We start from the raw sequence: 20,117 nt of genomic DNA, 5'->3' as shown, positions 1-20,117 counted from the left end.
CCGCTCCTCACTTATGATGATCCGCTTGATACCACATCAGCCGACTCGACAAAGTCGAGCTTTTTCAGCTGCTGCAAAAATGCGTCCAATTCCAACTCCATCGCCGTCACATCCAGCGACAAGGTAACGTTCGCACGCCCTTGGATCGGGATGGTCTGGTGGATGGTCAAAATATTGCACCCGGCTTCCGCAACCGACTGGAGTAGGGTCGCAAGCGTCCCGGAACGGTCCTCAAGCTGCAGAAACACAGTGAGGATCCGTTCCTTGACGATTGAATGGAATGGAAATACCGCATCCCGATATTTATAGAATGCGCTGCGCGAAAGGCCGGTCTGGTTGACCGCGTCCATGATGGACATGCGGTCGCGCTGCAGGAGGCGCTTGACTTCGAGCGTCTTCTGCATCGCTTCGGTCAGGACGTCCTCCCGCACCAAATAATACCGTTGTTCCGATACATCCTTCATCCAACTACCTCCAACTTAATCCATAAATTCGAATTCGAACTCAAGCAGGCGGACTGTGTCGCCGTTTTCGGCGCCGCGCTCGCGGAGAGCGTCATCGATGCCCATGCCGCGCATCTGGCGCGCAAAGCGGCGGATCGAATCTTCCCGCGAGAAATCGGTCATCTTGAACAAACGCTCGATGGCGTAGCCGCTCAAGACGTATGCACCGTCCGGATCGCGCGTGATGTGGAAACCATCCGCTTCCGATTCGTGCTTGTAAAGAACCGTGCTTTCCGACTCGTCGGCCGCTTCGTCGATCAGCGGGAATTCCGGCGTGACTTCGATCAGGTCCGCAATGGCGAATAAAAGATTCGACAAGCCCTGGCGGCTGAGTGCGGAGATCGGGAAAATCTGTGCATCTTCCGGCATCTTCTCGCGGAACTTCTTCAAGTTCTCTTCGGCATCCGGCATGTCCATCTTGTTTGCCACGATCAATTCCGGGCGTTCCGTCAGGCGCATATTGTATTGTTTCAATTCTTCTGTAATCGTCATATAGTCTTCGTACGGGTCGCGGCCTTCCATGCCGGACATGTCGATGACGTGGATGATGACGCGCGTGCGTTCGATGTGGCGCAGGAACTGATGCCCCAGGCCGACGCCTTCATGCGCGCCTTCGATAAGACCTGGAAGATCCGCCATGACGAAGCTGCGGTGGTCTTCCGTTTCCACCATGCCGAGGTTCGGCACGATCGTCGTGAAGTGGTATTCCGCAATTTTCGGTTTTGCTGCCGAGACAACCGACAGAAGCGTCGATTTTCCGACGCTCGGGAAGCCGACAAGGCCGGCATCCGCCAATACTTTCAATTCAAGCACAACGTTGCGCTCGAAGCCCGGTTCCCCTTTTTCCGAAAGTTCCGGTGCCGGGTTCGCTGGTGTAGCGAAACGGGAGTTCCCGCGTCCGCCGCGCCCGCCGCGTGCGATGACCGCTGATTGGCCATGCTCGACCAAATCCGCGATCGTTTCGCCCGTATCAGCGTCTTTTACGACCGTGCCCGGCGGAACTTTGATAAACGTATCCGGTGCTTTCGCGCCGTGCTGGTTTTTGCTCATTCCGTGTGTTCCGCGGTCCGCTTTAAAGATCCGCTTGTAGCGGAAATCCATCAGCGTGCGCAAACCTTCTTCGACCACAAACACGACATTGCCGCCTTTGCCGCCGTCGCCGCCTGCTGGCCCGCCGTTTGGTACATATTTTTCGCGGCGGAACGCAACCATACCGTCCCCGCCGTCGCCACCTCTAACATAAACTTTTACGTGATCGACAAACATATTATCCCTCCATCTGTGCGCGGATGGTCCATTTCGACCGATCGCCTTCGCACGCTTTTGTTGCATTTATTGCTGATTCTACGGGGAACTCGAGACTTGCCCAGTCCCCGTTCAATGAAACCTCCGCCGCAAGCGACGGGCCTTCACCGAAGATGCTTATCGTACAAACATATTCAACGTACGGATCCAACTCTGCGCGGACCGACTGGAAGAACGCCTCCAGCGTCCGGGCGAACGCCCCGTCCAGTTCCGGATTTCCCGTGCGCGCTGAAACCTCCAGCACAAACCGGATCTCCGGGAACCGCCACTTCGAAACCAGCAGCCATTCCTCCATCTGCGGCATATGGAGCGCCGACAGATGGCTCAACTGCACAGCCGCTTCGGCATGCGCACGAATAATCGCCTGTGCCTTTTCGGGTTTCTCCAGATCCAGGTACATGCTGATCAACTGCAATTCATTCAGAAAATCATGCCGCGCATGGCGAAGCGATTGTGCCACCGATTTTGTCATGTCCATAAGTCACTTCCCGTTTCAGCCTCTTTTATCAGTATACCAATTTTCAGCTGTAAAATCCTGAATTTGAGCCGGGTCGCCCCGATGGCCCGGTGCTTTTATCAAAAAAAGAAAAGGGCTGCTAAAGCAGCCCTTTTCATCTTGTATTAAGCTTCTTGTGCTACTGGGTATACGCTAACTTTTTTGCGGTCGCGTCCGTAACGTTCGAAACGTACGATTCCGTCAACTTTAGCAAAAAGTGTATCGTCTCCACCGCGTCCAACGTTCTCACCTGGATAAATTTTCGTACCGCGTTGACGGTATAAAATTGAACCACCTGATACTAGCTGTCCGTCTGCACGTTTAGCGCCAAGGCGTTTTGATTCTGAGTCACGTCCGTTTCTCGTTGAACCTACACCTTTTTTGGATGCGAAAAACTGAAGATCTAATCTTAACATTCTGTCCCACCTCCTAAGCTGTGAAGGTTATTTTGATATATTGCCCGTAATCTTGTTCGATCGTTTTTAAGGAAACAAGCATCGCGCGTACAAGCAGTTGAACCTGCCCGTCCGTTTTTTCGTCCAGATCCAGTGGGAACACGACTTTCAAAAAGCCGCTGCTCGCCTGCTCGATCTCGGGTTCGATCCCGGTCAGCTCCATAATGGCATTCACCGCCCCAAAAGAGACAGCAGATGCGCCAGCGCAGACGAGGTCTTGCCCGTGTTCGGCAAAGTCCGCATGCCCCGACATTTCAAAAGACAAAATGCGGTTGGCTGTTTCTTTCACGTTTACACGTATCATACTTACAGGTTGATCGCGTCGACAGTCAATTTCGTGTATGGCTGACGATGACCTTGTTTTTTACGGTAGTTCTTTTTCGCTTTGTATTTGAAGACAGTGATTTTTTTCTGTTTGCCGTGTTTTTCAACTTTAGCAGTAACAGTAGCTCCTTCAACAAAAGGAACACCCACTTTAGCGTCATCTCCACCTACAAATAGAACTTTGTCAAATGTGATCACGTCACCAGCTTCTCCGTTCAATTTCTCAACGTAGATCTCCTGGCCCGCTTCAACTTTGATCTGTTTTCCACCAGTTTCAATAATTGCGTACATATCCTTGCACCTCCTCTTAGACTAAGACTCGCCTATTCAGGTGACCTGCATCGCTGCCGGTTCTTGGACCTGATTCGAGCGGTTGTAGCACAGGTGCGCTACAAACATAACATTAGAATAATACCACGCCAGACAACCCGCGTCAACCCTTATTCAAAAGTCGGCGCCGGTGGAAGGAACCCTATCGGGAGATTTCTGCTTACGGGCAAGCAGCGGCGAAAAACCAGCGGGCGGAATCCGCCTGCCTCCGGCACGGCGGGAAGGTTCCCTTCTGTTCTTTTTCCCAGTTTGGTTCGGGGTTAAAACTCTTTTTGTTTTGGGTTTGGAGAGTGGATGCTTTCGGTGGCTAGCGTATGAGGGATACTTGCGGCATATTTAGTTTACTTGCAGCAAACAGGGGTTTACTTGCGACAAACTGGGTTTTACTTGCAGTAAATGAAATTTACTTGCGGTATCCCCCACTTTACTTGCAGTATATAGACTTTTACTTGCAGCAAAGCATCGCCGACTGATATCCGCTTTGATGAAGATTTATCTGCGATTTTAGAGTTTTATCTGCGATTCTGAAGTTTTATCTACGATTCTGAAGTTTTATCCGCGATTCTAGAAATTTATCTACGGTTTTGAAAATATATCTGCGAAAAGCGCTTTTCCCGCCTCTCCACCAAACCTTAACCCCTGATTTGAAAAGACCTTCGCCGAAGCGAAGGTCTCCTTTAAAAACAAAAACGCATTTCGCCGCCGGCGAAATGCCATCAAACGAAGAAGTTCATCGACTCCCGCTCCACAAAAAAACCTCCGCACAAATATGCGAAGGCTGTTCCAATTCTATTTAGAGAAAACCGCTTTGATCTTCGAGAAGAAGCCTTGGTTTTTCTTGCCCATTGTCATGAGCGGCACCGATTCGCCAAGCAGGCGGCGCGCGATGTTGCGGTAGCCGAGTGCGGCCGGGTTGTCCGGGTTCATGACCACAGGCTCCCCGCGGTTCGAGCTCGTGATGACGCTCTCGTCGTCCGCAACGATGCCGAGCAAATCGATCGACAGGTGCGTCGTGATTTCATTGACATCCAGCGCTTCACCGGCATTCATCAAATGCTGGCGGATGCGGTTGATGATCAATTTCGGCGGTTCGATGTTTTCTTCCATCTCCAGCAAACCGATGATGCGGTCGGCATCGCGCACCGCTGAGATTTCAGGGGTGGTCACGACAATCGCCTTGTCCGCACCGGCAACGGCGTTCTTATAGCCTTGCTCGATGCCAGCCGGGCAGTCGATGATGACGAAATCGTAATCTTTCTTGAGTTCCGTCACGAGTTCCCGCATCTGGTCCGGGTTGACGTCGTTCTTGTCGGCTGTCTGTGCAGCCGGCAATAGATACAGCATGTCGTCGAAACGCTTGTCCTTGACGAGCGCCTGGTGCACTTTGCAGCGCCCTTCGAGCACATCGATCAAATCGTAGATGATGCGGTTCTCAAGGCCGAGGATGACGTCGAGATTGCGCAGGCCGATATCCGTATCGATCAAGCATACTTTCTTACCCTGAAGGGCCAATGCAGTGCCGAGATTGGCGGTTGTCGTCGTCTTACCGACGCCTCCCTTGCCTGATGTAATTACAATAGCTTCTCCCACACTAGCTTCCTCCTTTAAACGTTGAAATTTCCGGCCGTAAGAATCTGAGTTCCTGCAAACGGTCGATGATGATGCTGCCATTTTTATGAAGATAAGCGCATTCCATTTCCGGCTGTTCCGAGAGCACCGTCAGTTCGTCGGTCATTGTCTCGAGCTCGTCGTCAATCTGCAGATGCGTCGCTTCGAGCCACGAGGCGGCGATGACCGCTTCGCGGTTGCCGTTCGCTCCTGCGTGCGCGATGCCTTTGAGTCTACCGAGCACGTAGATGTTGCCGCCGGCGACAATGCGTCCGTTCGGGTTGACGTCGCCGACGACGACGAGGTCGCCTTCCGCTTTGACAACCTGCCCAGAGCGCACGATGCCGACGTATGTCTCGGATTGGCGTTCGTGGATGCGTTTATTGCTTTCTTCTACGGTGATGACGTCGCTTCGTACGCGCGAAACGCGCAAGTTTTCATTGCGCTGGATCGTCGCGATGATTTCCTTCACTTGGGCTTCGGTGCAATACCGGTGGCCCAGCTGAAGCTGTACTTCCGCACTGCCGTCAAGCGCAGGATCCGACACCTTTGCCTGCAATTCAGCCAGCAGATCGGTGTAAGAACACTGGTCATCGAGTTGCAGCACGAGCCCTTGTTTCGTCCCCTTGATATTGACAAGATTCTTCAAAAATGTGTCACCTGCGCTTCCTTAGTATAAACTCGGGTTCTTTTCCCGCTCGATCAATTTGCCCACCATCACGGAACGGAACGCCCAACCGAGGATGACCAGGAACAAGGAGTTCGCGATCATCGTCGGCCATAGGCGCGTCGCCAAAAAGGCGTCAAGCGCCACGTCCGTCAGCGAGATCAATGAGAAAAACAGGTACAGCACAAACTCGAAAAGAGCTGTGAGCACCAGTGTCAAAAGCGTCGCGACGAATAAATTCCGGTGGACGGTCTTTACCGTATAGCCGGCGATCACACAAAGCGCCGGATACAAAAAAGAATATAATCCAATAATATCAATGAAAAAGACATCGTACAAGAGCCCGAAAAATAAACCGTAAAACATCGCGTGCTTCGTGTCGTAATAAACGGACACGAAAATCAGGAACATGATCAAAAAGCGTGGGACGATATAATAAAATTCCCCTTCAATCTGCAGCGGTGAAAACAGGCCGAAGACGGGCTCGAGGAAAAACAGCACGAGCCCGAATACGAGGATCAAGTATTTCATCATGATTCTTCTTCCTTCGCCGTTTCGCCGTTGTCTTCTCCGTCCACTTCCGGCACGACGCGGTCAGCGATGACCACATGGTTCAAGAGCGAGAAGTCGGCTGCCGGCTTGACATACGCAAGCTTTGTCAGCCCGAACTCGTCAATCGCAACTTCCGTGATCTCGCCGATGACGATGCCTTTTGGAAAGATGCCGCCAAGGCCGCTTGATACCACCTGCTGGCCTTCTTTCAGTTCGATGTCCGCATCGATCCGCTTCAGGAGCAGTTCGCGGCGTTCGGAGTCATAGCCTTCGATCAGTCCGAAGACTTCCTTCTTGCCGCCGAGCACGAGTGCAGACACCCGGTAATTCGGATCCTGCGTTGACACGAGTTCAACGGTCGACGTGAACGGCGTTGTCAGCGTGACTTTGCCGATCAACCCTTGTGCGGTCATGACCGCCATGTTCTCGGAGACGCCGCTTTTGGATCCTTTATTGATGATGACTTTTTCTTCCCATTGATCCGGGTTGCGGGCAATGACCGTCCCTTGGATCGGGTTGAAATCGCGGAGGTCTTCCTTCTTGCCGACCAATTCCTTCAGTTCGGCGTTCTCGGAACGGAGATCCGTGACTTCCGCTTTGACGCCGGCGAATTCCTCAAGCCGGGATTTCAGGTACTTGTTTTCCTGATATGTATTCAAAAGAGAATCCACATTATCAAAAATTCCAGTAACAAAATGGGCGGGGCCGGAAAAGACCATTTGCCCCGCACCGACGCCATCCTTGATAAGCTGCTCCGGCAGCGACACGTTGTCGCGGTCGCGGAGCGAGAACGAAATCAGCCCTACCAGAAGGATGACGCCCAACAGCAGCAAAATAAGCCGCTTGTTTGACAAAAAATGGAACATTACGGCAATCCTCCTTATTTATGTGATTGCAGGCGTCGGATCTGGTCGATGTTGTCGAGTGCTTTGCCGGTGCCGATCGCTACGCAATCAAGCGGATCATCCGCAATGAAAACAGGCATATCTGTCTGGTCGGCGATCACTTTGTCTAGGTTCTTCAACAAAGCGCCCCCGCCCGTCAGCACGATGCCGCGCTCCATGACGTCCGCTGACAGTTCCGGCGGCGTCTTCTCCAGCGTGCGGCGCACGCCGTCGATGATGGCCATGACCGATTCTTTCAACGCTTCCGCAATCTCCGGCGCCGAAATTTCGATCGTCTTCGGCAGTCCCGTCAAAAGATCGCGGCCGCGGATATCCATTTTCATGTTCTTGTCGGCTTCGGTGATCGTGCGAGCCGAACCGATTTCCATCTTGATCGCTTCCGCAGTCCGCTCCCCGATGGTCAGGTTGTACGTTTTGCGGATGTACTGCGTGATGGCTACGTCAAGCGCATCTCCGGCTACCCGGACAGATTCGCTTGTGACGATGCCCCCAAGCGAGATGACAGCGACTTCCGTCGTGCCGCCACCAATATCGACGACAAGGCTTCCGGTAGGTTCCCATACCGGTAAGTTCGCGCCGATCGCAGCTGCGAACGGCTCTTCGATCGTGAACGCTTCGCGTGCGCCTGCTTGGCGCGCTGCATCAATTATGGCACGTTTTTCGACAGAAGTGATGCCTGAAGGGACGCAGATCATGACGTTCGGCTTCGACATCGAGCCGCCCGCCGCTTTCAGCGCACCTTTCAAGTAATACTGTATCATTGCTGTCGTCGTATCGAAATCCGCAATTACTCCGTCTTTCATCGGACGGATCGCGACGATAGACCCAGGCGTCCGCCCGATCATATTGCGCGCATCGTTGCCGACTGCGACGATTTCGTCTGTCTTGGTATTTTTTGCCACAACTGATGGTTCGCGCAGCACAATCCCTTTATTCTTAATGAATACCAGTGTATTCGCGGTTCCTAAATCAATTCCTACATCCTTTGAGCCAATTCCAAACACGTCAAATCTTCCCTTCTTTATATGCCAAATTGCCATAGAGTGAACACAATACTACTCATTATAGACGATAAAGAAAGAAAACAACAGTCCTACATGAACCCCTTTTCATTCAAAGAGATGAACTGATGGTCCCCTATGATGATATGGTCCAATAGTTCGATGCCGATGATGCTTCCGGCTTCCATCAAACGCTTTGTCACCGCAATATCTTCCGGCGACGGCGCCGGGTTGCCGGACGGGTGGTTATGGGCGCAGACAATCGTCGCCGACGAGCGCCGCACGGCCTCCCGGAAAATCTCGCGCGGGTGGACGATGCTCGCGTTCAGGCTGCCGACAAAGATCGTCTGTTTGTGCATCACTTGGTTTTTGATGTTGAGGAACAGGACGACGAAATGCTCCTGTTTGAGTGAAGTCATGTCCGCCATCAGGTAATTGGCGGCATCTTTGGGGGACCGGATGGTGAATTTCTGGTCGGTCTGCTTGGAAGAAAGGCGGCGGCCGAGCTCGATGGCAGCAAGGAGCTGCACCGCTTTCGCCTGGCCGATGCCTTTGATAGATGTGATTTCTTCGATCGTCGCGTCTTTCAAATGGTGGAGGTGTTCAAAATAAAGCAAGGTCCTGTTCGCCAGGTGCAGCACCGACTCTTGTTTCGTGCCCGTGCGGAGCAGGATCGCAATCAGCTCCTGGTTCGATAAGCTCGTCGCCCCCTGGTTGATGAGCCGCTCGCGCGGGCGGTCGGCGGCATGGACTTCGCGCATCATCAGCGCTCCTTCTGTCAGCATTCCACACGGCTCCCTTCGATGCGGATATAGCCGGACAAGCTCAGCTTCTGGACAAGTTTCGCAATCGGCAAGCCGACGACCGCGTTGTAATCGCCGTTGATTTTTTCGACAAACAAGCCGGAAACGGTTTGGATGCCGTAGGCGCCTGCTTTGTCGTACGGGTCTTCCGTATCGACGTACGCATTGATCCACGCTTCCGGCAAATCGTAGAACGTTACTTGCGTGAGTTCGTGGAACGACTCTTCGCTCGCGCTTTTGATGATTGATACAGCGGTGATGACGTCGTGCGTCCTGCCGGACAAGCGCGTCAAGAAATCAACCGCCTCTTCCCGGCTCTTCGGTTTCAGCAGGATTTCGCCGTCGAGCACGACGACCGTATCGGAGCCGATGACGACCGATTCCGGATGGTGCTTGGCGATGTCTTTCGCTTTCAGGCGTGCGCATTCAATAACGTAGCCCATCGCCGTCTGGTAATCCGCCGGGTTCGGTTCGTCTTTCAAACTTGGATTGACGGTGAACTCGATGCCGAGCATCGCTAATAATTCAGACCGGCGCGGCGAAGCGGATGCCAGGACGACCGGTCCTTTAGCTGTAAATTTCATGGTTGGATTCCTCCCTTTTCTAGCATCATACCCAATTTTCTTGCGCTTGAAAAATGCACAAAAATGATTTTTGGCTGCGTTTCAGGGAATAAAAAATGAGATTTGAGCCGGTTGTTAAGCAGAAAGCGATCCGCTGCGCGGTTTGAAAAACTATTTTGAGTAAATGAAGAATTGCTTACTATAACCGCTTTGCCGCTTGTGGCATGGCTTCCGCCAAAAGCCAGGCAGAGACCGCCTGTCTTTTAGCTCCGCCTAGCCCACTGACGCGGCGGCGCTCATGTACTGCTTCTGTGAGAGAGCTATTTATATAAAAATAAAAAGCTGCCATCCGCCTCAAGTGTTGGAGGCAGTAAGCAGCTGTTTCTAAATTATTGATTTATCCCCAGAACCCCATATACCAGGCGAGCAGTTCGGCTCCCCAGAAATAGGTGATGACGGCGCCGAGTGCGATGGACGGGCCGAACGGGACCGGCGTCTTTCGGCCCTGCTCCGATTTGCGGAGCATGAAGAGGCCGGCGATGGCGCCGATGAGCGACGCGAGGAACAGCGTCAGGAGCGTGCCAGACACGCCGAGCACGAGTCCGATGACGAAGAACAGCTTGATGTCGCCGCCGCCCATGCCGCCTTTGGAGACGATGGCGATCAGCAAGAGCAGCCCGAACCCGATGAGCGCACCGGCGATGGCATCCCACCACGGGTCAAGCGGGATGAACAGGCGAAGCGCAAGAAGGACGATTCCCATCGGCAGCAATACCTTGTCCGGAATCAGCATATACGCGATGTCCGACACGGTGATGATGACGAGGAGCGACACGAAAAGGATCGCGACGATGAGTTCCGGCGTGAAGCCGAACTTCCAGAACGACAGAGCGAAGAGCCCGGCGGTGATGAACTCCATGAGCGGGTAAACCCAGTGAATCTTTTCGCCGCATGTGCGGCATTTCCCTTTCAGGAATAGGAACGAAAACACAGGGACGAGGTCGAGCGCAGTCAGCCGGCGGTCGCATTTCGTGCAATGCGACGGCGGATAGGCGATCGACTCGTTTTTCGGCACACGGAGGCCGACGACGTTATAGAACGAGCCGAAGACGAGCCCGAAGATGGAAAAGAAAACAGTATATGTGAGTGCCATGGGCTTCTCTCCTCTTTGAATGGATTATTAAATGAAAAAGGAGAAATCTGAGTGATTTCTCCTTTTAAGGCCGTGCTGGAATGACCAATGTCTGGCCAACCTGGATCACTTCCGATTCCAAGCCGTTCGCTTCTTTGATCCGTTCCATGCCTTCGTTGTTGTTGAAATAGCGGATCGCAATTGTATAAAGCGTTTCGCCTTTTTGCACTTTATGTGTCGTCGCTGTATGTGAACCGGCGACGTTCGGATTCGGCGATTGCGTCGCCACGCCCACCGAATCATCGTCCACGTTCACTTCAACGTCCACTTCGACATCTGCATCGCCGACTGCCGGTTCCACTTCTTCTTCGTCCGCTAAATCCGTGCCGTCATTTTGCGGCAGTGGATTCAGTTTGCCCGCTGGAGCCGGAGCGTCTACTTTCGGAAGCGTGTCTGCGAGCGCGATCAGGTCCGGGCGGTAATAAGCGCTGAAGCTGAGCGTCACATCCAGCAGTTCATCTTCCTGATCCGCTGCTGTCACTTCTTCACCCGCGCTGAAGTCGATGTTCTCGACAATCATGATGCGCTTCATCGATTCGATTTCATCGATAAACGTCGTGATCGCTTTGTAATCCGGCACTTCGATCGTCACGGACGTGTTGACTTGCTGGAGGTTCTCAAGCCCTTCGACAGGCACCGGAAGCGTCACCGCTTCTTCGGCAATCGCGATATCCGTCACCAAAGCGCCGGCCATCAATTCCGCCTGTTCAATCTGCAGGACAATCAATTCAGAAAGAGGTTCGACTGCGACTTTCTGCTGCAGTTCGCTCGTACTGATTTTCTCACCTTCCGGCACTTCCTTCAGCTGAGCCTCTAAAGCCATCAAAACTTCCCGTTCCGAAGTCAATAATTGCTCCGCCTGGAGTTTAGCGTCTCGTGCCGGCCCATACATCATAAAGTAGGAATACGCCGCTATTGCAAGTAAAAAGAGAATCGCTAGAAATATAAGTGCACGTTCTTTTTGGCGTTTTGTCATGCTGCTCATTGGCCTGACCCCTCCGTTCCTTCAGGAGTTGTCGCTGCCGGTGTTTCAGTTGGTGCAGGAGCAGCCGGCGTCTCTGGTGTTGTAGGTGTCGCAGGCGCTTCTTCATTCACGTCAACATTCACATCGACCTCTTCAGCCGGTGCTTCTGCTGGAGGGGCAGCCGGATCGACCGGTTCCGCAATCACTTCGCCTTCCGGCGTCAATGCCGGGACTCGTCCGTCTACAAAAATCAATGTATAAGTTGCGATATAACGAGGGTTCTGGAGCGGTGCGTCTTCATCGACAATCACCGTCTCTCCTTCAACCGTTTCGATTTGAACTTCTTCTTGGGTCACTGAATCAAGTGTAGCTGATTCAAGCATCTCGGAAGCTTTCAGCTGCGCAAGGTAATAAGCTGATTCACGGGCAGTATCAAATTGAACCGCTAAAGTCGCTTGATCCATCCCGGTATAAGCAAAGCTATCGAAAAATCCGCGCTGCGGCAATTTCGACACCAACTCATCCAGCAGCGGAACTGTATCGAATTGATAGCTCTCCGCCCAGTCAACCGTCACTTTCAGCTGCTGTTCTTCGTTCAAGCCTTGTGTCGCTTCCAGCTGTTCACGTAGAAGTGCTTGCTCTGAAGCGACTTGTGCCGATTCAGCAGCGAGTGCAGCCTGTTCCTTCTCAAGGCCGTTTGCAAGAAACACAAAAACGCCCCAAACTATTACGCCGAGCAATAAAATCGAAAGGGCCGCAATGACAGAGGCGGGACGGTCCCGCTCCTTTTGCGGCAATAAGTTAATATCGACAAGCATGTGCTACACCTCTTTCAGCGCTAGGCCAATGGCGCGATTGAAACGGCCCGGAACACTTTTCTCGCTGTCAGAAGGAATATCTTCGATGACAATCGGAGCGACCGGCAATAAGAAACGTTCTTCCAAGCGTGCTTGGAACTTCGGCCAGTCATTGTATTCACCGTTGCAAATCACTCTCGTGATGCCGAATTCGCCTTCATTCATATTATAGCGGTAAAAATTCGCTAGCTTCTCCGCTTCTTCTTCAACGATTTCCATAACCGATGCAGGATCTTCCGTAATCGAATTATCGACATCGAACTCGACCGGCCGCATGAAGAGTGGGAAATGTTCATGGAAAATCGACACCGTCATCTTCTTCGACTGGATGTCGATCATCATAATGTGCTCCTCTTCCGAGAAGTCATGTTGGAGATAAGCCAATCTATATAGTGCAAGTGGAGTGATATCAGCGACGACCGCTTTCATTTTCGAACGGTCCAACGCTGTTTCGTAATCGTTGATGACGGATTCTTTTGAAGCGATAATAATTACTTCCGGAGTTTCCGTATCGGTATGGTAAGGCACCACATCAAAGACTGGATCTTCGAATGGCAAGTAAAGCGTTGAACCGATTTCAATGAAGAAATGGCCTTTTAATTCATCGGCTTCAACATCTTCGGGGTAAGGTACTTTGCGGATAATAACAAATTCGTCAGGGGCGAGGAATCGGACTGACTTCTTGGAGAGACCCCACTGATTGACAGCCTTATCGAGCATCGATTCCAGCGCTTCCATATCGACCACTTTCCCGTCCTCGATGATGCCGGGCGGAAAAAGGATCTCTTCCGCACAGCTCAATTCGATTGGGGAAACGGATTTCAAGTCGACATGACGGATCGCGTCTTCTTCTATAGTAATTGTCGCGACTCGCGCTTTCTTCGATAAAAACGATAAGGCCATTTTTTCAGCTCCTAAAAAATAATATTAACGGTTCAATGTAACTGTCGCCGGAGTACCGCCAGATGTAGCACCGTCTGCCGCACTGTTGCTTAAACCTTCGATATGAGCTCGTGTTGCCGCTGCAAATGTAATATCAACATCTCCAACTACGCCCTTACCAGAAATAGCAGCTTTTGTAGCACCTGCCGGCTTACTAACACCTGTGAATGTAGCTCCAGAATTTTCAAAAGAACCTGCATTGTCAAGGTAACCACCATCTAATAACGGGGTTAAAGTTGTGATAGCCGGTTGAGTAGGGTTATCAGTGTAATATAGTTCTGCAGCAGAGATTATCATTTGAGCATCAGACTTAATGGCTCCAACTCTACTATTATTAATGATATTTCCAATCGCCGGAATAGCAATTGCTGCAATGATCGCAATGATAACAATTACTGCCAATAGCTCGATCAACGTCATCCCTTTTTCGTTTTTCAACTTCTTCTGTAAGAATTTTTTCATTTCCATTTTCCCCCTCTTATTCATTTATATTGTACTACGCTGAGTACAACTTTATTATAGCAATAGTCTTGAATTAAACAATACTCTTTTTCAATTATTTTTGAAAAAATTTCTTTATTTTTTATCATTTATACCTACAACTTATCTACATTTTGGAACATTTCAAACATCGGCATCATTATCGCTAGGATAATGGTCCCTACTAGCGCGGCTAAAACAACAATCATCAATGGTTCTATTAACGCTTTCAATCGGTCCGTTTCAGCTTCCACTTCTTTTTCATAGAACTCAGCAACTTTCGACAACATATGATCCAGTGAACCGGTTTGTTCTCCAATAGATATCATATGCGGAATCAACGGTGGAAATGCCCAGTGCTTTTTCATTGGCTCCGTCAGTGAACCACCCCGCTCAAGTGAATCTCGGGAGGCGATAATCACTTTCGACATTACGGCGTTGCCGACCACTTTTTCAGTCATCGTCATCGCCTGGAGTATCGGAACCGAGCTGGAGAACAACGAACTCAGTGTACGGGTCAAGCGCGCCAACGCCGATTTTTTAAATATTTTCCCGAAAATTGGCATACGCAGGAGAAAGGTATCTAATATGAATTTTCCACGTTCATTTCGTCGCATCACCCATATAACTCCGGCAAAAATAAGTGCAATCAAAACTAAAAGGTACCAATAGACTTTCACAAAATCACTGGCCGCCATGACAAATTGGGTCACTAGTGGCAGTTCGCCGCCAAAGCCCGCAAACATATCCGCAAACATCGGCACAATCGAGGCTAAAAGGAATATGACTACCCCGATTGCAATGACGCCGACAACTGCTGGATAGGACATAGCCGATATGACTTTCTGCCGTGTCTGATAGGCTTTGTCGTAATGTGTCGCTAAGCGATCAAGTGATTCATCAATATTCCCGGAAAGCTCGCCGGCTTTAATCAAGTTGATTGTCAACGGTTCAAAAATCTTCGGATACTTTGCTAGCGAATTGGAAAGCGAATTCCCTTTTCGTAATTCTTCATCAATCTCAACTAAAGTCTTCCGCAATGCTTTCGATTCGGATTGCTGGGACAAAATTTTGACCGAGTCGACAATCGTCACTCCTGCACGCATAAGCGTTGAGAATTGACGCAAGAACATTATGAACTGATCACGTTTAACTGGATTTCCGAGTGTGATGTCCTTTTGGAGAGCGGTTGCAGGAATCTCACGAATATCAATGACGCGAACACCTTCATCTCGCAATTTTTCAATCGCTTCTCTCCGGTTCCCTGCCACCATGATGCCGGACCGGATCTTCTTCCGGTCGCGTCCTTCGTATTTAAAACGGGCCAAATTATTCCTCCCCCTCTAAATAAGGCTGGGCGATTTGGCGGGAGATCTTTCCTTTTTTCAGGAATTCATGGACGGATGTCGACATCATGTGCATGCCGGCTGCCCGGTTCGTTAGGATGACGTTCGGAATCTGGTGCACTTTTTCCGTCCGGATCAAGTTGGCGATGGCGGTGTTGTTGATCATAATTTCGGTAGCGGCTACGCGTCCTTTGCCGTCAACCGTCGGCAAGAGACGCTGGGCAATGACGGCTTTTAGGATGCCGCCGAGCTGCGTGCGCACCTGCGATTGTTGGATTGGCGGGAAGACGTCGATGATCCGCTCGATGGTCGAAGCGGCACTCGATGTATGGAGCGTGCCGAGAACCAAGTGGCCGGTTTCGGCTGCGGTAATCGCAGTTGTAATTGTCTCCAAGTCTCGCATCTCACCGACAAGAATAACATCGGGATCCTGACGTAGCGCTGCGCGGAGACCATCTGCGAATGACTGCGTATCGAAACCGACTTCGCGCTGGTCGATGACGGACGTACCGTGCTTATGCATATACTCGATCGGATCTTCTAAGGTAATAATATGTTTCGTCATTGTTTCGTTCATATGGCGGATCATCGCAGCAAGCGTCGTTGATTTCCCTGAACCGGTCGGGCCAGTCACAAGAATCAACCCTTGATGCGTCTCCGATAGTTTTTTCAAGGTATCCGGCATATTCAGATCATCGACGCTCGGAACTTTTGTCGGGATCATCCGGAAAGCGTGAGAAATCGACCCTCGCTGATGGAAAGAGTTCACACGGAAACGAGCAACGCCTTGGATGGAGTAGGAATAATCCATCTCGCCTTTTTCCAAGAATTTTTCCCAGAGCACTTCCGGCATGAGGACGCGGGCGATTTCTTTTGTCAGATCCGGCATGATTTTTTCTTCACCATATTGCTTTAATGTTCCGTGCATCCGGAAGACCGGTGGCACGCCGACGGTCAAATGGATGTCCGAAACCCCTAATTCTTTAGCAGCAGTAAGTACTTTATCAATATAAGCTGTAGGCATAGGCTAATCTATCATGGCAACGCGCAGTACTTCTTCTGTCGTTGTCATGCCCTCCTTCACTTTTAATAAGCCGTCATCGATCAAAAAGATGGTTTTGTTCTTGATGGCGATTTCGCGGATTTCCGCTGCGGTTCCACCGCGATTGATGATGTCTTTCATCGGTTCATCGACTACCAGAACTTCGTGGATCGCCATCCGGCCGCGGTAGCCGGTCATATTGCATTGAGAGCAGCCTTTGCCGCGCGCCACAAAGTCGACTGTGATGCCGCGTTTTTCAAAGATGTGTTTTTCACGCGAGCTTGCCGGCTGGAGTTCGCGGCAGTCACGGCAGACCCGGCGGATCAAACGCTGGGCAACAACCGCGTTTAGCGATGCCGTCACCAAGAATGGCTCGATGCCCATATCCATTAAGCGGGTTATGGAAGCGATCGAATCGTTCGTGTGGATCGTGCTCAACACCAAGTGGCCAGTGAGTGAAGCGCGAATCGAGATTTCCGCGGTTTCTTTGTCGCGGATCTCCCCCACCATGACGATATCCGGATCCTGGCGAAGGATGGAACGCAGACCGGCGGCGAACGTCAAGCCGACGTTCGAGTTCACTTGGATCTGATTGATGCCTTCGAGTTGGTACTCGACCGGGTCTTCAACTGTGATGATATTGACTTCTTCGCTATTGAGTTTATTGAGTGCCGCGTAAAGCGTCGACGACTTACCCGATCCGGTCGGGCCGGAAATCAGGACGATGCCGTTCGGCTTGTCGATTTCCTGCATGAACCGTTCCATGTTCGTTTCGTTGAAGCCAAGTTTTGAAATATCGGTCAAGTTATTGCTTAAGTCGAGAATCCGCATAACGATTTTTTCGCCGAATACTGTCGGCAGTGACGATACCCGGAGGTCAATCGCCCGGAAGTCGACGTTCGTCTTTATACGCCCATCCTGTGGTACCCGGTTCTCGGTGATGTCAAGGTTCGCCAAGATCTTGATGCGCGCGGTGACCATTTGCTGCATGTTCTTCGGCAGCGTGCGCTCCGTACGAAGCGTACCGTCGATGCGGTAGCGCACCAAGATTTTATTCTCCTGCGGATCGAAATGCACATCGCTCGCTTTCAGGCTTACGGCAGTGGAGAGAATCTGATTGACGAGGCGCACGATCGGCGCGTCAAGGTCGTTCAGGTCTTCCTGCTGCTCGTCCATCTGCGGCAAATCTTCCATCATTTCATCGTACGATTCTTCTTCATAGTATTTCGCGATTGTCTTCATGATGTCTTCTTTTGACGCAATCGCCGGTTCTATTTGGAAACCCGTCGTCAAACGAAGATCATCGATTGTGAAAAAGTCCGTCGGATCGGTCATCGCGATGAATAGCTTGTCGCCTTCCGTTTTCAGCGGCACGAGAGATTTCCGTTTCGCGAAATCTTTCGGCACCACATTGAACAATTTCGGGTCAAATGGATAGCGAAACAGCGAGACATGCGGGATGCCCAGCTGGACTTCAAGTGTTTCGATCAATTGCTGTTCGGTAATGAGCCCGCGCTGAAGCAGCGCGTCTCCCAATTTCTGGTCGGACTGCTTCGCGTCAAGCGTGCCCTGCAGGTCTGCTTCAGTGATGAGACCCATCTCTATTAAAATGTCACCTAGTCTTTTCCGAGTTCTTGCCAAAACTTTCCCCCCTCAAAACCGGTTAAGGATTGATGCTGTTGCCGCCTTTATCATAAGCCGGATCTTTTTCTTCATCGTCCTCATCCGTATTTCCATCGTGCACGCCGTCACCATCGATATCGGTATAGCCCGGCCAGCCTGGCTGCGGCGTTGTCGTCGTGCCGTCATGCTGTCCGTCACCGTCCAAATCGATAAATCCAGGTTGCCCTGGCTGCGGCGTCACCGGAGTACCGTCATGGACGCCGTCGCCGTTTTGGTCGATGAATCCAGGCTGTCCTGGCTGTGGCGTTGTCGTTGTACCGTCTGACGTATCATCATGAACTCCGTCGCCGTTCGCATCCACAAAACCGGGTTCTCCCGGTTTCGGTGCTGTTCCGGTTGCCGGCGCTTCTGCTTTAACAGTCAGCGGGTACACTTCAACAATATGGACCGGCGGATAAAAGTCGGTCGAAACTGTTTCGACTTCCATTTCCTGCCCGTCAGCTGTGATCGTTCGGATAACATTCAATCGGAGGCCATTGCGTCCGGTCTCTTCGACCACTTTGCCGGATGTCACAAACGCGCTGTATTGTTTGATTAAACGCGGTTTCACTTTATCTTCCTTGCCCGTCGTAATTTGGTAATCATAGACGAGCGGATAGCCGTTCAGGGCAGCGCCGATCGTTGAGCTGTCGAGCGACATACCTAGCGTGAACGAGCTAGCGTTCGGGTTTGTGAAGACAAAATCGACGCCAAGCTGGCGGTTGATCGCCGCTTCGTGTCCGATTGGAATGGAAGTCGGCGCTGTTGCACCGATGCTGCGTTCATCCACTAGAAGATTCGTCTTTAGGACAGCTGAGTAAATAGCAGACGCCATCTGCGATAGTTCAGCATCCGTTATATTGGACAGTTCTACATTTGCAAGGAAATCCAGGAACGAGAAGGTAGCGCCCGGCTCCAACACAAAACCGTTCAACGCTTCGGCAATGACGAACGCATCCTTGCTTTCGATGCTGTGCGTGAATGCTGCTTCTGAAACTGTTTCTTGCTGGAGGGCAAGTGTATCATCGCTGATTGTCACCCGGGACTGCTTCTGGCCTGAAGCCAAAGCTGCTTCCAGTTTTGTGTTGATAGTCTCCACATCGGCATCCGAAAATGCCGCAACCGGAAATTGCTCCGCTAGGAATTTCGCTGTTGTAGCTGTGGGCAAATCGTAGACGAATTGATTCTGTGTGCCATCTTCTGCGCTCGCCACTGTTTCATCAAGCAGGATCTGGGCCGAGTCCAATGGATACGGCGCAGTGACGTCCTGATAGGTAACCATAAGTTCTGCCCCTTGGCGCCATGATTCGACCTGGCCTCCAAACAAGAGCTTCGCATCTGCGAGTTCCATGTTCGAGACGTCCGTCGTGCCGATATACGTGTTGTCCCCGAATTCTTCGGTCGGGAACAGCCACGTGTCTACGGCAAAAGCGCCCGCGTTGGCCGCTCCGAAGAACACCACGCCTGACGCTAATATAGAAGAAAACGTAATTCCGAATGCTTTGTTGTCCATCTTACCGCTCCTTACCGACAGGCTGAATCGATTGCATGCCGTAAGGCTCTTTCGGCATTTCTTCATCGTCAGGCACTTTGATCGTTTCTCTTACTTGGATTTTTTCAGGTTGCATAGTTGTCCGGCTGGCCGGAACGGTTTCCCGTTCCTCGACGGTCTCACGGACAGAAATCGTTTCCGGTTCCGCAATTCGTTCAGGCTCCATTGGTGGAGCTTTTTCAATATCGATTTTATTCTCTGTTGACGCAGTTGTCGCGATTTTCTGCGGTTCAGCTTTTTGAGCCAATTTCTTCACTTCCGCTTGGCGGCGTTCTTTCCGTTCCTCTGCCTCGCGTTTTTTCTCAAGTTCTTCCCGCTCGTCAAACTTCATGTAAACCATGGCGGCTGCGAGCGACACTGCGACAATTGCGAGAATCGTCAAATACCAGGCGAATCCGCTTTGCAGCGTGATGCCGACAGCAGCAGCGGCCAAACCCCCTCCTGCGACGGTCATCTTTTTCCCCAACGGTATGCTTTTAAACTGGAAGAATGCGAGCGCCAGGACAATTGCAGCTATGATGAGTAAAAATAGAAAACGTATCAAAACGTAACCTCCAATATGTTGGTG

Annotated in this window: 23 protein-coding genes and 1 other annotated feature; all 23 genes read right to left on the bottom strand. The window is 51.3% G+C overall.

The features are described 5' to 3' along the window. Positions 1 to 11: 11 nt before the first annotated feature. Positions 12 to 464, bottom strand: coding sequence for an ACT domain-containing protein (locus ACFSDB_RS13775; protein WP_204890373.1), 453 nt, complete (start codon positions 462 to 464; stop codon positions 12 to 14). Positions 465 to 479: 15 nt separating this feature from the next. Further along, a complete protein-coding gene (obgE, locus tag ACFSDB_RS13770) occupies positions 480 to 1,769 on the bottom strand; it encodes a GTPase ObgE (RefSeq protein ID WP_204890372.1) in 1,290 nt (429 codons plus the stop codon). Between the two features lies 1 nt (position 1,770). Beyond that, positions 1,771 to 2,286, bottom strand: coding sequence for a Spo0B domain-containing protein (locus ACFSDB_RS13765; RefSeq protein WP_204890371.1), 516 nt, complete (start codon positions 2,284 to 2,286; stop codon positions 1,771 to 1,773). A gap of 143 nt (positions 2,287 to 2,429) precedes the next feature. After that, positions 2,430 to 2,720 carry a 50S ribosomal protein L27 gene (gene rpmA, locus ACFSDB_RS13760; protein WP_204890370.1) on the bottom strand — a complete coding sequence of 97 codons (291 nt, stop codon included), beginning with the start codon at positions 2,718 to 2,720 and terminating at the stop codon, positions 2,430 to 2,432. A gap of 13 nt (positions 2,721 to 2,733) precedes the next feature. After that, positions 2,734 to 3,063 (bottom strand): ribosomal-processing cysteine protease Prp, encoded by a 330-nt coding sequence (locus ACFSDB_RS13755; RefSeq protein ID WP_204890369.1) that lies wholly within the window; start codon positions 3,061 to 3,063, stop codon positions 2,734 to 2,736. Between the two features lie 2 nt (positions 3,064 to 3,065). After that, positions 3,066 to 3,374: a 50S ribosomal protein L21 gene (rplU, locus tag ACFSDB_RS13750; protein ID WP_204890368.1), complete on the bottom strand. Its 309-nt coding sequence runs from the start codon at positions 3,372 to 3,374 to the stop codon at positions 3,066 to 3,068. A 14-nt stretch (positions 3,375 to 3,388) separates the two neighbouring features. Beyond that, positions 3,389 to 3,468: a sequence feature (ribosomal protein L21 leader region), on the bottom strand. Between the two features lie 734 nt (positions 3,469 to 4,202). After that, positions 4,203 to 5,003, bottom strand: coding sequence for a septum site-determining protein MinD (gene minD / locus ACFSDB_RS13745; protein ID WP_204890367.1), 801 nt, complete (start codon positions 5,001 to 5,003; stop codon positions 4,203 to 4,205). Position 5,004: 1 nt separating this feature from the next. After that, entirely contained in the window at positions 5,005 to 5,670 is a 666-nt protein-coding gene (gene minC / locus ACFSDB_RS13740; protein ID WP_204890366.1) for a septum site-determining protein MinC, read from the bottom strand. A gap of 21 nt (positions 5,671 to 5,691) precedes the next feature. Then, positions 5,692 to 6,222, bottom strand: coding sequence for a rod shape-determining protein MreD (gene mreD / locus ACFSDB_RS13735; protein WP_204890365.1), 531 nt, complete (start codon positions 6,220 to 6,222; stop codon positions 5,692 to 5,694). Further along, on the bottom strand, positions 6,219 to 7,106 hold the full coding sequence (gene mreC / locus ACFSDB_RS13730; RefSeq protein WP_204890364.1) for a rod shape-determining protein MreC: 888 nt from the start codon (positions 7,104 to 7,106) through the stop codon (positions 6,219 to 6,221). The genes mreD and mreC overlap by 4 nt, the downstream gene beginning before the upstream one ends. Before the next feature lie 14 nt (positions 7,107 to 7,120). Beyond that, a complete protein-coding gene (locus ACFSDB_RS13725; protein ID WP_377340354.1) occupies positions 7,121 to 8,149 on the bottom strand; it encodes a rod shape-determining protein in 1,029 nt (342 codons plus the stop codon). An 89-nt stretch (positions 8,150 to 8,238) separates the two neighbouring features. After that, positions 8,239 to 8,931 carry a RadC family protein gene (radC, locus tag ACFSDB_RS13720; protein WP_204890362.1) on the bottom strand — a complete coding sequence of 231 codons (693 nt, stop codon included), beginning with the start codon at positions 8,929 to 8,931 and terminating at the stop codon, positions 8,239 to 8,241. Continuing rightward, positions 8,925 to 9,533: a Maf family protein gene (locus ACFSDB_RS13715; RefSeq protein WP_204890361.1), complete on the bottom strand. Its 609-nt coding sequence runs from the start codon at positions 9,531 to 9,533 to the stop codon at positions 8,925 to 8,927. The genes radC and ACFSDB_RS13715 overlap by 7 nt, the downstream gene beginning before the upstream one ends. Before the next feature lie 376 nt (positions 9,534 to 9,909). Next, complete coding sequence (locus ACFSDB_RS13710; RefSeq protein ID WP_204890360.1) at positions 9,910 to 10,665, bottom strand: prepilin peptidase; 756 nt, start codon at positions 10,663 to 10,665, stop codon at positions 9,910 to 9,912. Positions 10,666 to 10,729: 64 nt separating this feature from the next. Beyond that, the gene (locus tag ACFSDB_RS13705) at positions 10,730 to 11,689 is read right to left on the bottom strand and encodes a LysM peptidoglycan-binding domain-containing protein (protein WP_204890359.1); all 960 of its coding nucleotides are present in this window, start codon (positions 11,687 to 11,689) and stop codon (positions 10,730 to 10,732) included. Next, on the bottom strand, positions 11,686 to 12,486 hold the full coding sequence (locus ACFSDB_RS13700; protein WP_204890358.1) for a PilN domain-containing protein: 801 nt from the start codon (positions 12,484 to 12,486) through the stop codon (positions 11,686 to 11,688). Before ACFSDB_RS13700 ends, ACFSDB_RS13705 begins: the two co-directional genes overlap by 4 nt. 3 nt (positions 12,487 to 12,489) lie before the next feature. Then, a complete protein-coding gene (pilM, locus tag ACFSDB_RS13695) occupies positions 12,490 to 13,428 on the bottom strand; it encodes a type IV pilus biogenesis protein PilM (RefSeq protein ID WP_204890357.1) in 939 nt (312 codons plus the stop codon). Positions 13,429 to 13,452: 24 nt separating this feature from the next. Then, positions 13,453 to 13,935 (bottom strand): prepilin-type N-terminal cleavage/methylation domain-containing protein, encoded by a 483-nt coding sequence (locus ACFSDB_RS13690; protein ID WP_377340350.1) that lies wholly within the window; start codon positions 13,933 to 13,935, stop codon positions 13,453 to 13,455. A gap of 128 nt (positions 13,936 to 14,063) precedes the next feature. Next, positions 14,064 to 15,275 (bottom strand): type II secretion system F family protein, encoded by a 1,212-nt coding sequence (locus tag ACFSDB_RS13685; RefSeq protein ID WP_204890356.1) that lies wholly within the window; start codon positions 15,273 to 15,275, stop codon positions 14,064 to 14,066. Between the two features lies 1 nt (position 15,276). Next, positions 15,277 to 16,317 carry a type IV pilus twitching motility protein PilT gene (locus ACFSDB_RS13680; protein WP_204890355.1) on the bottom strand — a complete coding sequence of 347 codons (1,041 nt, stop codon included), beginning with the start codon at positions 16,315 to 16,317 and terminating at the stop codon, positions 15,277 to 15,279. 3 nt (positions 16,318 to 16,320) lie between these two features. After that, on the bottom strand, positions 16,321 to 17,976 hold the full coding sequence (locus ACFSDB_RS13675) for a GspE/PulE family protein (protein WP_204890354.1): 1,656 nt from the start codon (positions 17,974 to 17,976) through the stop codon (positions 16,321 to 16,323). 22 nt (positions 17,977 to 17,998) lie between these two features. Further along, a complete protein-coding gene (locus ACFSDB_RS13670; RefSeq protein ID WP_204890353.1) occupies positions 17,999 to 19,510 on the bottom strand; it encodes a VanW family protein in 1,512 nt (503 codons plus the stop codon). A gap of 1 nt (position 19,511) precedes the next feature. Then, positions 19,512 to 20,093 (bottom strand): hypothetical protein, encoded by a 582-nt coding sequence (locus ACFSDB_RS13665; RefSeq protein ID WP_204890352.1) that lies wholly within the window; start codon positions 20,091 to 20,093, stop codon positions 19,512 to 19,514. Positions 20,094 to 20,117: the final 24 nt, after the last annotated feature.

Origin of the sequence: Planococcus chinensis (genome assembly GCF_042681545.1) — a bacterium.
GTDB lineage: Bacteria > Bacillota > Bacilli > Bacillales_A > Planococcaceae > Planococcus > Planococcus chinensis.
Note: the sequence above shows the minus strand (reverse complement) of the source record. Positions and strands in the feature narration are given on the sequence as shown.

Bases quoted from the DNA above. Each gene is read 5' to 3' on its own strand.
- mreD (WP_204890365.1), bottom strand. From the start codon at position 6,222: ATGATGAAATACTTGATCCTCGTATTCGGGCTCGTGCTGTTTTTCCTC.
- rpmA (WP_204890370.1), bottom strand. From the start codon at position 2,720: ATGTTAAGATTAGATCTTCAGTTTTTCGCATCCAAAAAAGGTGTAGGT.
- ACFSDB_RS13700 (WP_204890358.1), bottom strand. From the start codon at position 12,486: ATGCTTGTCGATATTAACTTATTGCCGCAAAAGGAGCGGGACCGTCCC.
- ACFSDB_RS13670 (WP_204890353.1), bottom strand. From the start codon at position 19,510: ATGGACAACAAAGCATTCGGAATTACGTTTTCTTCTATATTAGCGTCA.
- ACFSDB_RS13765 (WP_204890371.1), bottom strand. From the start codon at position 2,286: ATGGACATGACAAAATCGGTGGCACAATCGCTTCGCCATGCGCGGCAT.
- ACFSDB_RS13715 (WP_204890361.1), bottom strand. From the start codon at position 9,533: ATGAAATTTACAGCTAAAGGACCGGTCGTCCTGGCATCCGCTTCGCCG.
- ACFSDB_RS13775 (WP_204890373.1), bottom strand. From the start codon at position 464: ATGAAGGATGTATCGGAACAACGGTATTATTTGGTGCGGGAGGACGTC.
- pilM (WP_204890357.1), bottom strand. From the start codon at position 13,428: ATGGCCTTATCGTTTTTATCGAAGAAAGCGCGAGTCGCGACAATTACT.
- ACFSDB_RS13705 (WP_204890359.1), bottom strand. From the start codon at position 11,689: ATGAGCAGCATGACAAAACGCCAAAAAGAACGTGCACTTATATTTCTA.
- obgE (WP_204890372.1), bottom strand. From the start codon at position 1,769: ATGTTTGTCGATCACGTAAAAGTTTATGTTAGAGGTGGCGACGGCGGG.
- ACFSDB_RS13755 (WP_204890369.1), bottom strand. From the start codon at position 3,063: ATGATACGTGTAAACGTGAAAGAAACAGCCAACCGCATTTTGTCTTTT.
- ACFSDB_RS13690 (WP_377340350.1), bottom strand. From the start codon at position 13,935: ATGGAAATGAAAAAATTCTTACAGAAGAAGTTGAAAAACGAAAAAGGG.
- radC (WP_204890362.1), bottom strand. From the start codon at position 8,931: ATGCTGACAGAAGGAGCGCTGATGATGCGCGAAGTCCATGCCGCCGAC.
- ACFSDB_RS13680 (WP_204890355.1), bottom strand. From the start codon at position 16,317: ATGCCTACAGCTTATATTGATAAAGTACTTACTGCTGCTAAAGAATTA.
- rplU (WP_204890368.1), bottom strand. From the start codon at position 3,374: ATGTACGCAATTATTGAAACTGGTGGAAAACAGATCAAAGTTGAAGCG.
- mreC (WP_204890364.1), bottom strand. From the start codon at position 7,106: ATGTTCCATTTTTTGTCAAACAAGCGGCTTATTTTGCTGCTGTTGGGC.
- ACFSDB_RS13710 (WP_204890360.1), bottom strand. From the start codon at position 10,665: ATGGCACTCACATATACTGTTTTCTTTTCCATCTTCGGGCTCGTCTTC.